Below are 15,245 nucleotides of genomic sequence, written 5' to 3'. Positions count from 1 at the left end.
GCGTGAATGAAGGACGGCGTGCGCATTGCCGTCGTCGGCACGGGGGCCATCGCCCAGCTGACGCACATCCCAGTTTTGTCCAAGCTGCGCGGCGCAAAGCTTGTCGCGCTGTGCGACAACGATGCCGCCAAGGCGCGCGCGCTGGCCGATCGCTTCGACGTGCCCGACGTGTTCACCGATTTCGAGGAATTGCTCGACAGCGATGAGCTCGACGCGGTGGTCATTGCCACTCCCAATCACCTGCACGAGCCGCACGTGCTGTCGGCGCTGCGCAAGAAGCTGCACGTGCTGTGCGAGCGTCCGCTGTCACTCTCCACGCGCGGCATCGAACGGTGCATTGCCGCCGCACAGAAGGCTGATCGCCGGCTGGTGGTGGGGCACAATCACCGGTTCCGCTCCGACGTGCAGGCGCTCGATCAGTTCATCCGGAATGCGGAGCTTGGGCAAGTCACCTCCATTCGTGCCGGCTCACTGCATGTGAAGCGCACGGCCGACGGGTGGCGCAATCGTCGCGCCGAATCGGGCGGCGGCGTGTTTCTCGAACACGGGTTCCCCCTGCTCGATTTGGCCATGTGGCTGGTCGACGGTCCGAATCCGGTCCGCGTGGTATCGTCGATGCGCCGTGGTCGCGCCGCCGGTTCGGTCGAAGACGCGATGCAGGTCTTCCTCGAGTGCGAGAACGGCCTGATACTCAACCTCGACGTCGCCTGGTCATACGTCGGCGATGAAGATCGGTGGTGGTTTGAAGTGCATGCGACGCGCGGCTCGGCGCGATTGGCGCCATTGCGCGTCACCAAGGAGCTCAACGGACGCGCCGTGGACGTGTCGCCGTCGGGCGCCGCGGCGCGCGAAAGCCCGTTCCTGCAGAGCTACCGGGCTGAGATCGCGCATTTTCTCGCGGTGATCAACGAAGACGCCCCGTATGAGCTGCCCACTGATCAGGTGCTCGTGCAGAAAGTGACCGAGGCGATCTACAAAGCCGCCGACGACGGGAAAGAGTACCGGTTCTGATGGTGATGATGGCAATCCGGCGCGCCGTCGCGACGGCGACGCTGCTCGCGTCATCGGCGCTCCCGTTTGCGGCGCTCGCGTCTTCGGCGCTCGCAGCACAAACCATGGAGCTGGCACCCACGCCGCCGCCGCCAGCACCGGGCGTCTCGGCGGCGCTCGACAGTGCACGCGCTGAGCGCGGCGCGCGCATGTCGGTGGCGATCCTCACGTATGGGCCGGGCGACTTCGTGTTCGAGAAGTTCGGGCATGTCGCCGTGGCGCTCACCGACAGCAGCACCGGCCAGGAGATCGCGTTCAACTGGGGGATGTTCGACTTTAATCAGCCGAACTTTCTCGCGCGGTTTCTCACCGGCGATACGAAGTACTGGATGGCGGGCTATCGCACGGCGGATTTCAATGCCGCCTACATGGCGGACAATCGCACGATTCGGAAACAGCAGCTGCAGCTCACGGCCGTGCAGCGCGGCGCTATCGCCGACTTCGTCAGTTGGAATGCGCTCGAGGCGAACAAGTACTACCGCTACGACTACTACGCCGACAACTGCGCCACGCGCGTGCGCGACCTGCTCAACTGGGCGCTCGCGGGGCAACTGGACGCGCCGTTCCGCCTGCCTGGCGGCGACCGGACGTGGCGCAGTGAAACGGCGCGAATCACCGCCAGCGATCCGCTCGTGTATGCCGGCATTCAGGTCGCGCTCGGTCGGAACGCCGATCACCGGCTTACCAAGTCGGAAGAGTCGTTCCTCCCCGATCTGCTGGCCAATCATCTCGCGGCGCTCACCGTGTCGAGTGCGACCGGCGCGCCGGTGAAGCTGGTTACCAGCGACTCCGTGCTGTTCACCGCGGATCGCCTGCCCGTACCCGATCAGGCGCCGTCGCGTGTGCTGATGGCGCTGGCGATTGGGACCGCGCTGGCCGCCCTCGTCCTGCTGCTCGCCGGTGTGCGTTCCGTCCTGGCACGGGTCACGCTCGGAGTCTTCTCGGCGCTCTGGTTCGGCGTCGGTGGCCTGCTCGGTGCCGCGTTGCTGCTGGCGGGCACCATCACCAAGCACAGCCCGTACATGGGCGCCAATCTCACCGTGCTCCAACTGCACCCGCTCATGCTGCTGGCTGCCGTGGTGATCTCGATGGCCGCGTGGCGCGGTACGCGTAGCCGCGTCGCGGATGGCGTGTCGGCGTTGGTCGCCTTGCTGTCGGTGGTCGGGTTGGTGCTGCAGCTTGTGCCGTCGCTGTCGCAGCAGAGCGGCGTGGTGCTGGCGGTCGTCGTGCCGGTCCATATTGCCTTTGCCGTGGCCGTGCGGCGATTGCCGGCGCGGGCCGGCACGGCGGATGCGACGCCATGAGCGCGCCGCGCATTGCAGTCGGGATCGATGTGGGCGGGACGTTCACCGATCTCGCCGCGTTGCACGCCGATGGCACGGTGCACACCTCGAAGGTGCTGAGCGTCGCCGCCGATCGAGCGGCCGGGGTGCTGGAGGCGCTGCGGATTGCGTCGCTCGATGGTGCCCAGCTCGCACACATCGCACACGGCACCACCGTGGTCACCAATCTGCTGCTCGAGCGCGCCGGTGCCCGCGTGGTGGCCTGTGCCACCGCTGGGTTCACGGATGTGCTCGAGCTGCGCCGACAGGAACGCGCCGCGCTGTACGATCTGGCCCGCCATCACCCGCGCCCGCTGGTGGAGCCGGCGCAGGTGATTCCGGTGCGCGAACGTATCACGCCCGATGGCGTCACGATCGCGCTCACCGAGGAGGCCATCGCCGAGGTCGTGCGCGCCGTCGTCGCCCAGCAGCCGGAGACGGTGGCGATCACGCTGCTGCACGCCTACGGCGATCCCTCGCACGAACGGGCGTTGCGCGAGGCTCTGCGTGTGGCGCTGCTGGAGGCCGGGCTCGCCGCTGACGTGGTCTGTTCGCACGACGCGTTGCCCGAGATCCGCGAGTACGAGCGCATGGCCACGACGGTGGCCGAGGCGTACGCGCGTCCAGCGGTGCGTCGGTATCTGTCGGGGCTCTCCGCGCGGCTTGCCGAGCACGCGTTTCCGTCACCGCGCGTCATGACGTCGGCCGGTGGCACGCTGTCCGCGCACGACGCCGCCTCGCATGCCGCCGCGCTGGCGTTGTCGGGGCCTGCGGGTGGCGTTACCGGTGCGGCGGCGATCGCGCGCGCCCTCGGCGTGTCGCGGGCGCTCACGATCGATATCGGTGGGACGAGCGCCGACGTGGGGCTGGTGGACGACGGCGAGCCGCTGGTCGAGCGCGGTGGCAACGTAGCCGGTGTGCCGATCGCGTTGCCGCGTGTGCTGGTGGAAGCGGTCGCGGCCGGTGGTGGCAGTATCGCGTGGCTCGACGACGGCGGCGCCCTGCGCACCGGGCCGATGAGCGCTGGCGCGTCGCCCGGTCCGGCCGCCTATGGACGCGGCGGGGAGCGTCCGACGGTCACTGATGCGCACGTCGTACTGGGAACGATCGCGCCGGGCGAGTGGAGTGGCGGTGTGCACATCAGCCTCGAGCGGGCGCGCGTCGCTGTCGACACCATTGCGGCGCCATTGGGCGTCTCGCTGGAGCGAGCCGCGGACGCGATCATCGCCACCGCCGACGCCACCATGGCGCGCGCGCTACGGCGGGTGTCGGTTGAGCGCGGCGTCGATCCGCGCGACGTGCCGCTTATCGCGTTCGGCGGCGGCGGTCCGCTGCACGCCTGTGGATTGGCCGAGCGGTTGGGGATGACGCAGGTCATCGTGCCGCCGCACGCCGGCGTGCTCAGCGCGGTCGGACTGGCGCTGGCCCCGGAACGCCGCGAGTCGCTGGTGAGCGTGATGCAGCGGGCCGATGCGATGAGCGCGGACGCCTTGGCGGCGCTGCTGCAGCAGGAGGCGGACGCGCTGCGTCTCGATGGCGACGACGCATCGTCGCTCGAGGTGCGCTGGTGGCTGCGCACGCGTTACGAGGGCCAAGGCTACGAGCTCGACATCATGGCCCAGCCCGGAGATACGCCGACGGCCGTGGCGGACCGGTTCGTGGCACGACATGACCAACGGGCCGGGTTCGTGCTCGATCGCCCCGTCGAGTTCATCAGCGCCCGGACCACCCTCAGCAGCGCGCCGTGGCCGGTGCACTTTGCGCGGCCCGTTCGAAACGGATCGTTGGCGCCCGACGTAGACGATGGACGCGCCATGGCGCGGGTAGTGCAAGGTCCGGCCGTCGTACGGCTGCCGGATGCGACCATGCGCATCGCGCCCGGCTGGACGGCGCGGTCGCTGGAAACCGGAGGGTGGATGCTGGAGCGGCACGCATGACCATCGCGCAGTCGACGACCCACAATGTCGGACGCATTCTCGGCACGCCGGTGCCGATGCTGGTGCCCCTGGACGGTCCTGTGCACGTGCTGCTGGTGGGCGAAGCGCCCGGCCCGCGCGGCGCCGACAAGAGCGGCGTGCCGTTCCTCGGTGATGCGGCGGGCAAGGTGCTCTACGATGTGCTCGTGCGCGTGGGGGCGATGACGCTGCCACCGGAGATCGCGCCGTTGGCGTGGGATGGCTCCCTCTTCATCGCCCACGGCATCATGCCGGTCGCCAAGGGGGTGGCCTTGGGCAATGCCTTCGACTGCTGCCCGACGGATGATGGGGCGACGTTTCGCGCTCCGCTGCGCGCCGAGCTCGAAGGCGCGGCGAATTTCGCGCGGCTCACACGCGACATTACCCACCTGCGTGCGCGTGGACTCAAGGGCATCGTGACGCTCGGTCGGGTGGCGACGCGGACGATTGACGTGCTCTTCCGGAAGACACCGATGCCGGAGATCGCGCGCCGGGCCCTGCCGCATCCGTCGGCGCAGGGCTTGTTGTCGATGGCGCCGGAGCGTGGGCGGGGGGCGAAGATGGCCGATTTGCAGGAGGCATGGATGGTCCGCTGCCAGTACGCGGTGATCCAAGCCGGCTATCCCGCGTCGTCGCCGTCGCCCGACGCGTCGTGACCTCGCGGCGCGCGCGCTTCGACGCGCTCGAGCTCACGGTCTTTTCGCAGGGCGTCGCGATGCTGGCCGAGGAGATGGGCGGGCTGCTGGAACGCAGCAGCATTTCACCGAACATTCGTGAACGTCGCGACGCCAGTTGTGCGCTGTTCGACGCCGACGGGCGCATGGTGGCGCAGGCCGCGCACATCCCGGTGCACCTCGGGGCGATGCCGGAGTCGGTCGCCGCGGTGCGGGCCCGTGGCGCGGCACCGGGCGACGTGTTCTTGCTGAACGACCCGTCGCATGGCGGCTCGCATCTGCCCGACCTCACGATGGTCGAGGTGATCGCTGACGCGCATGACGCACAGCGCATCATCGGGTACGCCGCGGTCCGCGCGCATCACGCCGATGTGGGCGGCATGAGTCCGGGCAGCATGCCGTTCGGTGCCACGGAGCTGTTTCAGGAGGGCCTCATCGTGCCGCCGGTGCGTATCGAGCGCGGCGGCGTGGTGCAGGATGACGTGATGCGCCTGGTGCTGGCCAACGTGCGCACGCCGGAAGAGCGCGAGGGTGATCTGCGCGCGCAACGGGCGGCGTGCGCAGCGGGACGCACGGGGTGGCAAGCGTTGCATGCGCGACTGGGAGCGGAGCTGTTGGGCGACGCCGTGAACGCGCTGCTGGACTACACCGAGCGTCGCGTGCGGGCACGCTTGGAGCTGTTGGAGGGCGCTGAAGGGCGCGCCGCTGACGCGTTGGAAGGCGACGGTGTGAGCGATGCACCGATTCCGGTCGTGGTACAGGTGCGCGTGAAGGACGCCACGCTGCATCTGGATCTCGCGGGTTCGTCACCAGCCGTGCGCGGTAATGTGAATGCGCCGCCGGCTGTGGCGCGCGCGGCCGCCGTGTTCGTACTGCGCGTGTTGTGCGACGACGATGTGCCGGTGAACGACGGCGTCGCCCGTGCGTTGGCGCTCACCATACCCGACGATTGCGTCGCGAACGCGAAGCGGCCAAGCGCCGTGGCGGCCGGGAATGTGGAGCTGTCGCAGCGCATGACCGACGTGTGTTTTGCGGCGCTGTCAGCCGCCGCCGCGAGTATCGGCGTGCACGATCTGCCCATCCCCGCCTGTGGCCAAGGCACGATGAACAACGTGACGTTGGGTGCGCCCGGCTGGAGCTTCTACGAAACGCTCGGTGGCGGGCAGGGTGGCAGCGCGCGTGGAGATGGACCGGATGCCGTACACGTGGGCATGAGCAACACGCGCAACACGCCGGTGGAATCGCTCGAGCGCGCGTATCCGCTGCGCGTGGTGGAGTATGCGGTGCGTCGCGGCAGCGGTGGCGCCGGCGCCAGTCGCGGCGGCGACGGCATATTACGCCGCTATCAGGCGCTGGTGCCCTGTACCGCCACCCTGCTCACTGAACGTCGTCGCGTGGCGCCACCGGGAGCGAACGGTGGGCACGCGGCGCAGGCAGGACGGAACCTGTTGAACGGCGAGCTGCTGCCGGCGAAGTGTCGCGTGAGTATGAACGTAGGCGACGTGCTGACGATCGAGACGCCAGGCGGAGGAGGGTGGGGCGTGCGGAATGGCTCGGAGTGCCGGGGATGAACGGCGCTAAGAGTGAACGGCGCTAAGAGTGAACGGCGCTAAGAATAAACGGCGCTAAGAATGAACGGCGCTAAGAGTGAACGGCGGTGACACCGCGCGGTCTTCATTCTTTGCGCTTTTCATTTTTCGCGCGGTTTACTTTCGCGCCGTTGACTCTTGGCGCCGTTTATTCTTAGCGCCGTTCACTCTTGGCGCCGTTCCCCCAAACGTGTCTCTCACATTCGCCCGCTGCTCTGCCTTGTCGCACGGACTCAGCCGCGCGACCGCGCGCGGGCTTCGAGTGCGGCGCGATCGACGATGGTGACCACGCGTCGGTGCACCGAGATCAATCCCTTCTCCTGAAAGTCGGCCATCGCGCGCGACACCGTCTCGCGGCTGGCGCCGATCATCCGCGCGGTTGTCTGGTGTGTGAGCGGCTTCACGAGAGTCGCCGGCACTCCCACGGCGGCCTGCTCCAGCAGCACCTTGGCCACCCGCCCCGGTACGTCGAGCAACACGAGGCTGCCGATGGTCCCGTTGGCCTGACGCAGGCGGCGTGACAGCTCGACCATGAGGCGCCACGCGACCTGCGGGCTCGCTTCCACCTGACGGCGGAAGTCGTCTCGGCGAAGCACCAGCACGCTGGAGGGCTGGGTGGCCACGACGTGGGCCGAGCGCGGACGTCCGTCGATGAGCGATAGCTCGCCGAAGTGGGCGCCGACGGTGAAGACGTCGAGGATCACTTCGCGGCCGTCGTCGCGGCTGAGCACCGCTTTGACCTCGCCGGAGCGCACCACATACAACGCATCACCGGGATCGCCTTCGGTGACGATGACCGCTCCCTTGGCGAAGCGCTGCTCGCGCGTGAGCTCGGCAAATGCACGGACGACTGACCGTTCGAGCTCACGGAACAGGGGAACGGTGGCGAGAAAATCCGTGATCCGATCGAGCGAGACGCTCGTCGTGGGCGGAGCGATTCGCGGGGGCGTTGTGCCGAACGTGACCATCGTGTGTGTCCTCGGGGCGGGTGCCGACACGGGGAGGCTGTGCCAGCACCACGGGAGAAGCAGGCGGCAAGCTCACGGCGGAGGCCTTCGAACCTGCTCTGGAGCGGATGACGCGTTATCTTCCGGTTATACCCGCCATGGCGGTTTGCGGTTCGGTCGATGCTGTCGACCGAGCCGACGAGCAGGATGCCGTTCACGTGCCTCGCCGTGATCGACATCGCGACGCCTTCCGAACTCGAGCACACCCACTCCATGCTGACCCATCTTCGCGACCGTATGGCCGACGCGCTGCGTCGCGCCACCGAAGTGGAGCAGCTGCTGGCCGATCCGGAAACGGTGAAGGACGCGCCGCGGCTTGCTGCACTTGGTCGCGAGCACCATCGTCTGGCCGAGGTCGTTCAGAAGGTGAACCGCTACACCAAGGCCGAGGCTGAGCTCGCCGATGCCCGCGAGATGGCCAACGGGGACGACCCCGATTTTGCGGCTGAAGCCAAGGCCGAGGTCGAGCGGCTCGAACAGGAGTGCGCGGCGCTGGAGAAGGCGCTCCTCCCGTTGCTCATTCCGCGGGATCCGCTCGACGATCGCCCGGCCATCTTCGAACTGCGGGCCGGCACCGGCGGCGATGAAGCCGCGCTCTTCGCCGCCGATCTCCTCCGCATGTATACGCGTTTCATCGAGCGGAGAGGGTGGCGCATCGAGGGGATTTCCTATTCCGATGGCACGCTGGGCGGTGTGAAGGAGGCGGTGTTCAAGGTGATCGGCGATGGCGCCTTCGGCGTGTTGCGCTGGGAGTCTGGCGTGCATCGCGTACAGCGCGTGCCGGCCACCGAATCGCAGGGACGCATCCATACGTCCGCGGCCACGGTCGCGGTGCTTCCTGAAGCCGAGGAAGTCGATGTCAAGATCGAAGACAAGGACCTGCGCATCGACGTCTTCCGCTCGTCGGGACCGGGTGGCCAGAGTGTGAACACCACCGATTCGGCGGTCCGCATCACGCACATTCCCACCGGCTTGGTGGTCTCGCAGCAGGACCAGAAGTCGCAGCTGCAGAACAAGGCCAAGGGCATGGAAGTGCTGCGGGCGCGCTTGCTCGACCTCCGGTTGTCGGAGCAGGAGGCGGAGCGCTCGCGCATGCGGAAGTCGCAGGTCTCCACCGGCGACCGGTCGGCCAAGATTCGCACGTACAATTTCCCGCAGGGCCGCGTGACCGACCACCGCGTGGGCGTCACGCTGTACGACATCGACCGCGTGCTCGACGGCGACTTGGGACCATTCCTCGAAGCGATCGCGCTGGCGAATGCGGAAGAGAGCCTGAGTGACTGACGGTGGTCGGCTGCTCCGCGACGTGCTGCATGAGGTCGCGCGGTTGCTGTCGGCGTCGGCGTGGCTGGCCGAGGACGCCCGGGCGGCGGGGGCGGAATTCACCGGGGGCGACGCGGATCGCGAGGCCCGCTGGCTCGTAGCGGCGGTGCTGGATGTGACGCCGGGGGAGCTGGGGCGCCTGCTGTCGGATGGCCGGCACGCGTCGGGCATCGAGGCGGCCTCGATCGATCGGGCGGCGCGACGGCGGGCGCTCGGGGAGCCGATGGCGTACTGCGTCGGCACCGCGCCGTTCCGCCAGCTGGTGCTACAGGTAGACCGCCGGGTGCTCATTCCGCGCCCCGAGACCGAAATCGTGGTCGGTGAGGCGCTACGCCTCACGGCCAATCATCCCGGTGGCATCGCGGTCGACATCGGCACCGGCTCCGGTGCGATTGCCCTGAGTCTGGCGACAGAAGGCCGGTTTTCGCGGGTCATCGCGACCGATCTCTCCGACGAGGCGCTCGCGGTCGCCGCCGCGAACGCCGCGTTGGTGGCGGCCGCAGCGCCCCACGCGTCGCCCGTGGAGTTCCGTCCCGGGGCCGATCTGGCGCCGCTCCGGGGTATCAGGGCCCGTGTCATTGTGGCCAACCCGCCCTACATTGCGTACAGCGAAACGGCCGCCCTTCCCCGCAGTGTGCGGGACTGGGAGCCCACCGTGGCGTTGGTGGCGTCCGATCAGGGCATGGCCCGCTACGCGGCTATTCTGGCCGGCGCACACGAGCTGCTGGAGCCGTTCGGCTGGGTGGTGTTCGAGGTCGATGCCCGGCGCGCGCAGCAGACGGCGGCACTGGCCACGACTCAGGGGTACCAACAGGTCACGGTGGGGCGCGATCTCACTGGTCGCGACCGCGTCGTCCTCGCGCAGCACGTCCCGGCGTGATTCTCACTCCATTGCTCCTACTCGGCCGAGGAGGCCGATCTTCATGCTCGAAAGCAAGGCGAAGGACCTAGGCCGCACGATCGGTCAAAGCGACGAGTACAAGGCCGTGAAGCGCAGCAGCGAGGCCCTCAACAACGATCGTGACGCCACCACGGTGCTGCGTCAGATGGAGAAGATCCGTCAGGACGCGCAGGCGATGATCGATCGTGGCGAGGAGCCGACGAACGAGATGGAGCAGCAGCTCGATACGCTGCTGCAGCAGGTGCAGGGCAACAGCGCCTACCAGGCCGCGATCTCGGCGCAGGACAATTTCGACAAGCTCATGCTGCGCGTGAATCAGTGGATCGCCGACGGCATTCGCGCTGGTGCCACCAGCTCCATCATCCTTGGCTGATCGCTCGGCGATGTCGGGCGCGACCGGCGGGTGCTTCGTCGTGCTGGAAGGCGGAGAGGGGGTCGGCAAGACGACGCAGTGGCGGCGCCTCGCCGATCGGCTTCTGGCGGCCGGTCACGACGTTGTGGCGTTGCGCGAGCCCGGTGGTACGCCGACCGGTGATGCGTTGCGCGCCGTGTTGCTCGATCCCGCTTCGGCGCTCGCCGCGCAAACCGAGGCGCTGCTGTTCGCGGCGTCGCGTGCGCAGTTGGTGCGCGACGTCATCGCCCCGGCGATGCATCGAGGCGCGGTGGTGCTGGTCGACCGCTTCCTGTTGTCGACGTACGCGTATCAGGGGCGTGGCCGCGGCCTGTCGCTGACGGCGCTGCGCGAGGTGAACGCGTTCGCCACGGGCGGATTGGCGCCCGATCTCACCCTGCTGCTGTCGTTGCCGCTCGACGAGTCGATGGCGCGCATGCATGCGCGTGGCGGCGCCGATCGCATGGAACGCGAGGATGCGGCGTTCCACCAGCGCGTGCGCGCGGCGTTCGATGAGGCACTGCAGCCGGCATGGCAGGCGGAGCATCCCGAGACCGGTCCGGTCGTTGCCGTCGATGCGGGGGGCGACGTCGAAGTGGTGACGATGCGCTGTTTAGCGGCGCTGGCGGCCACGTGGCCCGATCGTTTTTCCGAGGGGCCAAAGGAGGAGGGGCGGATGTCGGCGATCGAGGTGACGCATGGCTGAGCAACTGCCGGATTCGCCGCCGCCGACGCGGCGCCGTTCGCGCGCGCTGGCGGCGGCCGCGCTGTTCGTGGGGCTGTTGTCGCTTGGGGGCTGGTGGGCGGGGCGTGATCTCACCGCCGCCTCGCGGCAGACGCGGGCGCCGCTGGGTGGCGCGCGCCTGTTCGATCAGGTGGTCGCGGCCGTGGCGAGGAAGTATGTGGACTCGCTCGATGGCAGCGCGATCTACGACAAGGCGGTCGCCGGCTTGCTGCGCGAGCTGAAGGATCCGTACACCACGTATCTGGCCGAAGACCGCCTGCGTCGGTTGAACGAGCAGATCAGCGGCACGTACGCGGGCGTCGGGTTGCAGATCGATGTGCGTGATGGCTGGCCGGTGGTCATCGAGCCGATTGTCGGTGGCCCATCGGAGCGCGCCGGTGTCCTGGTCGGCGACCGGGTGGTGCTGGTCGGGACAGAATCGACGCGCGGCTGGTCGCGCGACGAAACGTCGAAGGCGATGCGTGGCCCACCCGGATCGCGCGTGACCTTCACGGTCGAGCGCGGCGATGCCCGTGTGAACTTCACGCTGCTGCGCGACAAGGTGCATCTGCGAGCCGTGCAGCGGGTGCAACTGCTGCAGAACGGTGTGGGCTACGTGGACGTGAACGTGTTCAGCGCGCAGACGGCGGCGGAGCTCAGTGAGGCGGTCGATTCCGTGGTGAAGCTCGGGGCGCGTTCGCTCATCATGGACTTGCGTGGCAATCCCGGCGGCCTGCTCGAACAGGGCGTGGCCGTGGCCGAACTGTTCCTCGATGGCGGCCAGAGCATCGTGCAGTTGCGCGCGCGTCCAGGGTCGCAGCCACAAGTGTTCACCGACAGTCTGCCGCAGCGCTGGCCCACGTTGCCGCTGGCGGTGCTGGTGGACCGCGCCAGCGCGAGCGCGTCGGAGATCGTGGCCGGTGCGTTGCAGGATCACGATCGTGCCATCGTGTTGGGCGTGACGTCCTTCGGGAAGGGCAGTGCCCAGAACGTGTACCCGCTGTCGAGCGGTGGTGCATTGCGTCTGACGACGGCGCGGTGGTACACGCCCGTGGGGCGGAGCATCAATCGCCCGGCGCCGCGCGACCGTGACGCCGAGTTCGATGACAGCGCCGAGGTGTCGCTGCCCGATACCATCCGTCCGCGCTTTCGCACGGATGCGGGGCGCACCGTGTTCGGTGGCGGTGGGATCACGCCGGATGTGATCGTCGGTGATACTACGACGCCGATGCAGGTGCAGGCGTTGGCGCGGGCGATGGGCAAGAATGCCGGGGCGTACCGTGATGCGCTTGCCAAGCAGGCACAGTTGCAGAAACGCACGATGAACGGTCCCGGTGATCCGGTCACACCGGCTATGCTGGACGCGCTGTATGCCGATCTGGTGTCCCGCCGCGTGGCCCCGCCACGCTTCATCTTTGACAGTGCCTCGCCGTGGATCTCGCGCTCGCTGGGCTACGAGATGACGCGGATCGCCTTCGGTGCCGATGCCGACTTCGTGCGTCGCACCCAGGATGACAGCGCGCTGCAGCGCGCAACGGAGCTGTTGCAGGGCACGCGCAGCCCACGCGACGTCTTCGCGAAGCTCGAGCAGCGCGCCATCGACGTGCCGCCGGCGATTCGTTAGCGAGCCACGTGAGCGTGTCGCGCTAACGACTGCCGGGGATCTTCGTCGAGACTTTCACGCCCTTGGGCGTGACGAACACGAACGCGTCCTTCGGCAACACGGCGTTGGGCGACCAGCTGGTGAGCGTGATGGTGCGATCGACGCCCTGCTGGTCGAGCACTTGCACGCGCACCGGGCGCGCGTCCTTGTCGTCGAGCCACAGCGTGGCCTTGCTGAATGGCACCGTGCTGGGGTTCTTCGGCACCAGCTGGACGCGACGAGTGCTGCGTCCGTCAATGGACGCGCTTTCGCCGCCGGTGATGGTGAACGCGCGGCGCGGGGTGTCGAGCAGCTGCCCAAGCAGGTCCGCCACAATTGCCCCGTCCGCATCGGCCGGCAGCTTCAGCACCTGCCCCGGGGTGCTGCTGGGTAGATACACCCAGAGGCTCTTGCCGTCTCCGACAATACGATCGCCGGCCGGGTCGATGAAGGTGATCGACACGCGGTTCGGTCGCTCCTGCACGAACACCCCGCGCGAGGTCACGGTGCGACCGAGGATCGGATTCGTGATCGATTGATCGAAGTTGGCTTGCAAGGTGCGCGTGGTGGACCACGACGTGGCCACGCGCGCGTAGGCCGCCTCCGCCTCGGCGGTGCTCTGCGCCGCCAGAGGAGCCGACGCCGGCAGGGCCACAGCGACCATGAGGATCGCGCGGGCCGTGAATTGATTCAGAGTGCTCATAGGAGGGACTACACGCAGGGGCAGTGCCGGTGCCCTCGCGGGTCCCGGCTGAACGTCGTGAGGGACGGCGCGTCGACGGTGGTCCGCAACGGGCGACGGCGCGATGCGGGCGGTTACGCCCGCGCCGCCGGCATCGGCGGCGTGGGGGCCAGCTGTCGGTCGATGGCGCCCGCGATCAGGCGCAGTTGCCGAACGAGCTCGGTGAACTGCTCGGGATACAGCGACTGCGCACCATCGGAGAGGGCCTTGTCGGGCGTGGGATGCACTTCCACGAGGATCCCGTCGGCACCTGCCGCGACTGCGGCGCGCGCCATCGGTGTGACCTTGTCGCGCAGCCCCGTGCCGTGGCTCGGGTCAGCCACGATGGGCAGGTGCGACAGCTTCTGCACCACCGGGATCGCCGTGAGATCGAACAGGTTGCGTGTGGCGCTGTCGAAGGTGCGCACCCCACGCTCGCACAGGATCACGTTCGGGTTGCCTTCCGACAGCACGTACTCGGCGCTCAGCAGCAAATCGTTAATGGTGGCCGCCATGCCGCGCTTGAGCAGCACGGGCTTGCCGAGTTTGCCCACGTGACGCAGCAGCGAGTAGTTCTGCATGTTGCGCGCACCGATCTGGATGCAATCCGCATACTCGGCCACCATGTCGGCTCCGCGCTCGTCCATCGCTTCTGTCACGATGGCGAGTCCCGTTTCGTTTCGGGCGAGCGCGAGCAGCTTGAGCCCCTCGAGGCCGAGCCCTTGAAACGCGTACGGCGATGAGCGGGGCTTGAAGGCACCGCCGCGCAACGCGTGCGCGCCGGCACTCCGTACCGCATGCGCCGACGCGAGAATCTGTGCTTCGGTTTCCACCGAGCAGGGGCCGGCGAACACCACGACATCACGGCCGCCCACGCGCACACCCGGGGCGATCTCGACGATGGTGTTCTCGTTCTTCCATTCACGCGAGGCCTGTCGATATGGCTTCTGCACGATGAGGACATTCGCCACGCCGGGGAGCCCCTCGATGTACGACCAATCCACCTGTGCGTCGTCGCCCAGGAGACCGATCGCCGTGCGCACCGCGCCCGGCATGGGGAGGGGCTTGAAGCCCTGCCGCACGATCTCATCGCAGACCTTGTCGATGTCGGCGGCGCTCGCGTTGGGCTGCATTACGACCAGCATGGCACGTCCTCAGAATTCGATGGACCAGCCGTCGGTCGCCAGGACCGCCGGGCCGGTGTAGCACTCCGCCACTTCACCGAGAATGCTCGCGGCTTCTACCGGCGGATAGAAATGCGTCAACACGAGTCGACGCGCGGCGGCGCGAGCGGCGAGCTGTCCGGCCTGTCGCGGGGTGAGGTGCTCGCGAATGGCCATCGACTCGGGCAACGAGCACTCGGCCAGCAGCAGGTCGCACCCGGCCGACCACACCCCGAGCGCCTCGCTCACCCCGGTGTCGCCGGTGTACACGAGACGGCGTTCCCCGTCGCTCACGGAATATGCTACGCTCTCCGCCGTATGGGGTACCGGCTGCGACATCAGCGTCACGGGCCCGCCCAGTTTCACGATCTCGTCGGGAAGCAGTTCCCGGACCGTGAACGGGAAGCCGGGCGCCAGCATCCAGGCACCGTACACGCTGGCCATGCGCTCGATCAGGGCGCCGGTTCCGGGCGGCCCGTACAGCGTCACCGGGGCGCTGCGCGGCGGCAGCTGGCCCCATCGCCAGCCCATCAGCAGCAACGGCAGATCACTGATGTGGTCGGCATGGAAGTGCGTGATGGCCACATGCGTGATCGTCGTCCAGTCCACGCCAAGCGAGGCCATGCGATGCACCGAGCCACTGCCGCAGTCGAGCAGCAGGCGGACGGTGTCGGCGACACCACCGCATTCCACCAGATGCGCCGCACTGACCCGGTTGGCGTGCGGCGCAGCCGTGCCCGTACCCACTGTGGTGAGCTTCATGGTGAGCCGCTCGTAAGGTTC

General features: G+C 68.3%; 14 protein-coding genes. 10 read left to right on the top strand and 4 right to left on the bottom strand.

The window, feature by feature from the left end; translation table 11 throughout:
• The first annotated feature begins 6 nt into the window (after positions 1–6).
• Genes ACIRA7_RS02860 through ACIRA7_RS02840 form a run of 5 tightly spaced genes read left to right on the top strand, consistent with a single transcriptional unit; the run spans position 7 to position 6,572 of the window.
• Entirely contained in the window at positions 7–1,011 is a 1,005-nt protein-coding gene (locus ACIRA7_RS02860) for a Gfo/Idh/MocA family protein (protein ID WP_396219289.1), read from the top strand.
• Positions 1,011–2,354, top strand: coding sequence for a DUF4105 domain-containing protein (locus ACIRA7_RS02855; protein WP_396219288.1), 1,344 nt, complete (start codon positions 1,011–1,013; stop codon positions 2,352–2,354). Before ACIRA7_RS02860 ends, ACIRA7_RS02855 begins: the two co-directional genes overlap by 1 nt.
• Positions 2,351–4,309 (top strand): hydantoinase/oxoprolinase family protein, encoded by a 1,959-nt coding sequence (locus ACIRA7_RS02850; protein WP_396219287.1) that lies wholly within the window; start codon positions 2,351–2,353, stop codon positions 4,307–4,309. The genes ACIRA7_RS02855 and ACIRA7_RS02850 overlap by 4 nt, the downstream gene beginning before the upstream one ends.
• Positions 4,306–4,983, top strand: a complete 678-nt coding sequence (locus ACIRA7_RS02845) for a uracil-DNA glycosylase family protein (protein WP_396219286.1) — start codon at positions 4,306–4,308, stop codon at positions 4,981–4,983. Before ACIRA7_RS02850 ends, ACIRA7_RS02845 begins: the two co-directional genes overlap by 4 nt.
• Positions 4,980–6,572, top strand: a complete 1,593-nt coding sequence (locus tag ACIRA7_RS02840; protein ID WP_396219285.1) for a hydantoinase B/oxoprolinase family protein — start codon at positions 4,980–4,982, stop codon at positions 6,570–6,572. Before ACIRA7_RS02845 ends, ACIRA7_RS02840 begins: the two co-directional genes overlap by 4 nt.
• Positions 6,573–6,823: 251 nt before the next feature.
• On the opposite strand, the gene ACIRA7_RS02835 is transcribed toward ACIRA7_RS02840, so the two are convergent.
• Positions 6,824–7,558 (bottom strand): Crp/Fnr family transcriptional regulator, encoded by a 735-nt coding sequence (locus ACIRA7_RS02835; protein WP_396219284.1) that lies wholly within the window; start codon positions 7,556–7,558, stop codon positions 6,824–6,826.
• A 252-nt stretch (positions 7,559–7,810) separates the two neighbouring features.
• Between ACIRA7_RS02835 and prfA the strand changes: the two genes are divergently transcribed.
• Genes prfA through ACIRA7_RS02810 form a run of 5 tightly spaced genes read left to right on the top strand, consistent with a single transcriptional unit; the run spans position 7,811 to position 12,560 of the window.
• Positions 7,811–8,881 carry a peptide chain release factor 1 gene (gene prfA, locus ACIRA7_RS02830; protein WP_396219316.1) on the top strand — a complete coding sequence of 357 codons (1,071 nt, stop codon included), beginning with the start codon at positions 7,811–7,813 and terminating at the stop codon, positions 8,879–8,881.
• Positions 8,874–9,800: a peptide chain release factor N(5)-glutamine methyltransferase gene (prmC, locus tag ACIRA7_RS02825; protein WP_396219283.1), complete on the top strand. Its 927-nt coding sequence runs from the start codon at positions 8,874–8,876 to the stop codon at positions 9,798–9,800. The genes prfA and prmC overlap by 8 nt, the downstream gene beginning before the upstream one ends.
• A gap of 43 nt (positions 9,801–9,843) precedes the next feature.
• A complete protein-coding gene (locus ACIRA7_RS02820) occupies positions 9,844–10,194 on the top strand; it encodes a YlbF family regulator (protein ID WP_396219282.1) in 351 nt (116 codons plus the stop codon).
• Positions 10,187–10,918, top strand: a complete 732-nt coding sequence (tmk, locus tag ACIRA7_RS02815) for a dTMP kinase (protein WP_396219281.1) — start codon at positions 10,187–10,189, stop codon at positions 10,916–10,918. The genes ACIRA7_RS02820 and tmk overlap by 8 nt, the downstream gene beginning before the upstream one ends.
• Positions 10,911–12,560, top strand: coding sequence for a S41 family peptidase (locus tag ACIRA7_RS02810; RefSeq protein WP_396219280.1), 1,650 nt, complete (start codon positions 10,911–10,913; stop codon positions 12,558–12,560). The genes tmk and ACIRA7_RS02810 overlap by 8 nt, the downstream gene beginning before the upstream one ends.
• 22 nt (positions 12,561–12,582) lie before the next feature.
• On the opposite strand, the gene ACIRA7_RS02805 is transcribed toward ACIRA7_RS02810, so the two are convergent.
• The 3 genes from ACIRA7_RS02805 to ACIRA7_RS02795 all read right to left on the bottom strand — a co-directional run bounded on the left by ACIRA7_RS02805 (position 12,583) and on the right by ACIRA7_RS02795 (position 15,224).
• Complete coding sequence (locus ACIRA7_RS02805; RefSeq protein WP_396219279.1) at positions 12,583–13,281, bottom strand: outer membrane lipoprotein carrier protein LolA; 699 nt, start codon at positions 13,279–13,281, stop codon at positions 12,583–12,585.
• Positions 13,282–13,394: 113 nt separating this feature from the next.
• On the bottom strand, positions 13,395–14,444 hold the full coding sequence (aroF, locus tag ACIRA7_RS02800; protein ID WP_396219278.1) for a 3-deoxy-7-phosphoheptulonate synthase: 1,050 nt from the start codon (positions 14,442–14,444) through the stop codon (positions 13,395–13,397).
• Positions 14,445–14,453: 9 nt separating this feature from the next.
• The gene (locus tag ACIRA7_RS02795) at positions 14,454–15,224 is read right to left on the bottom strand and encodes an MBL fold metallo-hydrolase (RefSeq protein WP_396219277.1); all 771 of its coding nucleotides are present in this window, start codon (positions 15,222–15,224) and stop codon (positions 14,454–14,456) included.
• Positions 15,225–15,245 lie beyond the last annotated feature (21 nt).

The organism is Gemmatimonas sp. (assembly GCF_044376735.1).
Classification (GTDB): domain Bacteria; phylum Gemmatimonadota; class Gemmatimonadetes; order Gemmatimonadales; family Gemmatimonadaceae; genus Gemmatimonas.
Note: the sequence above shows the minus strand (reverse complement) of the source record. Positions and strands in the feature narration are given on the sequence as shown.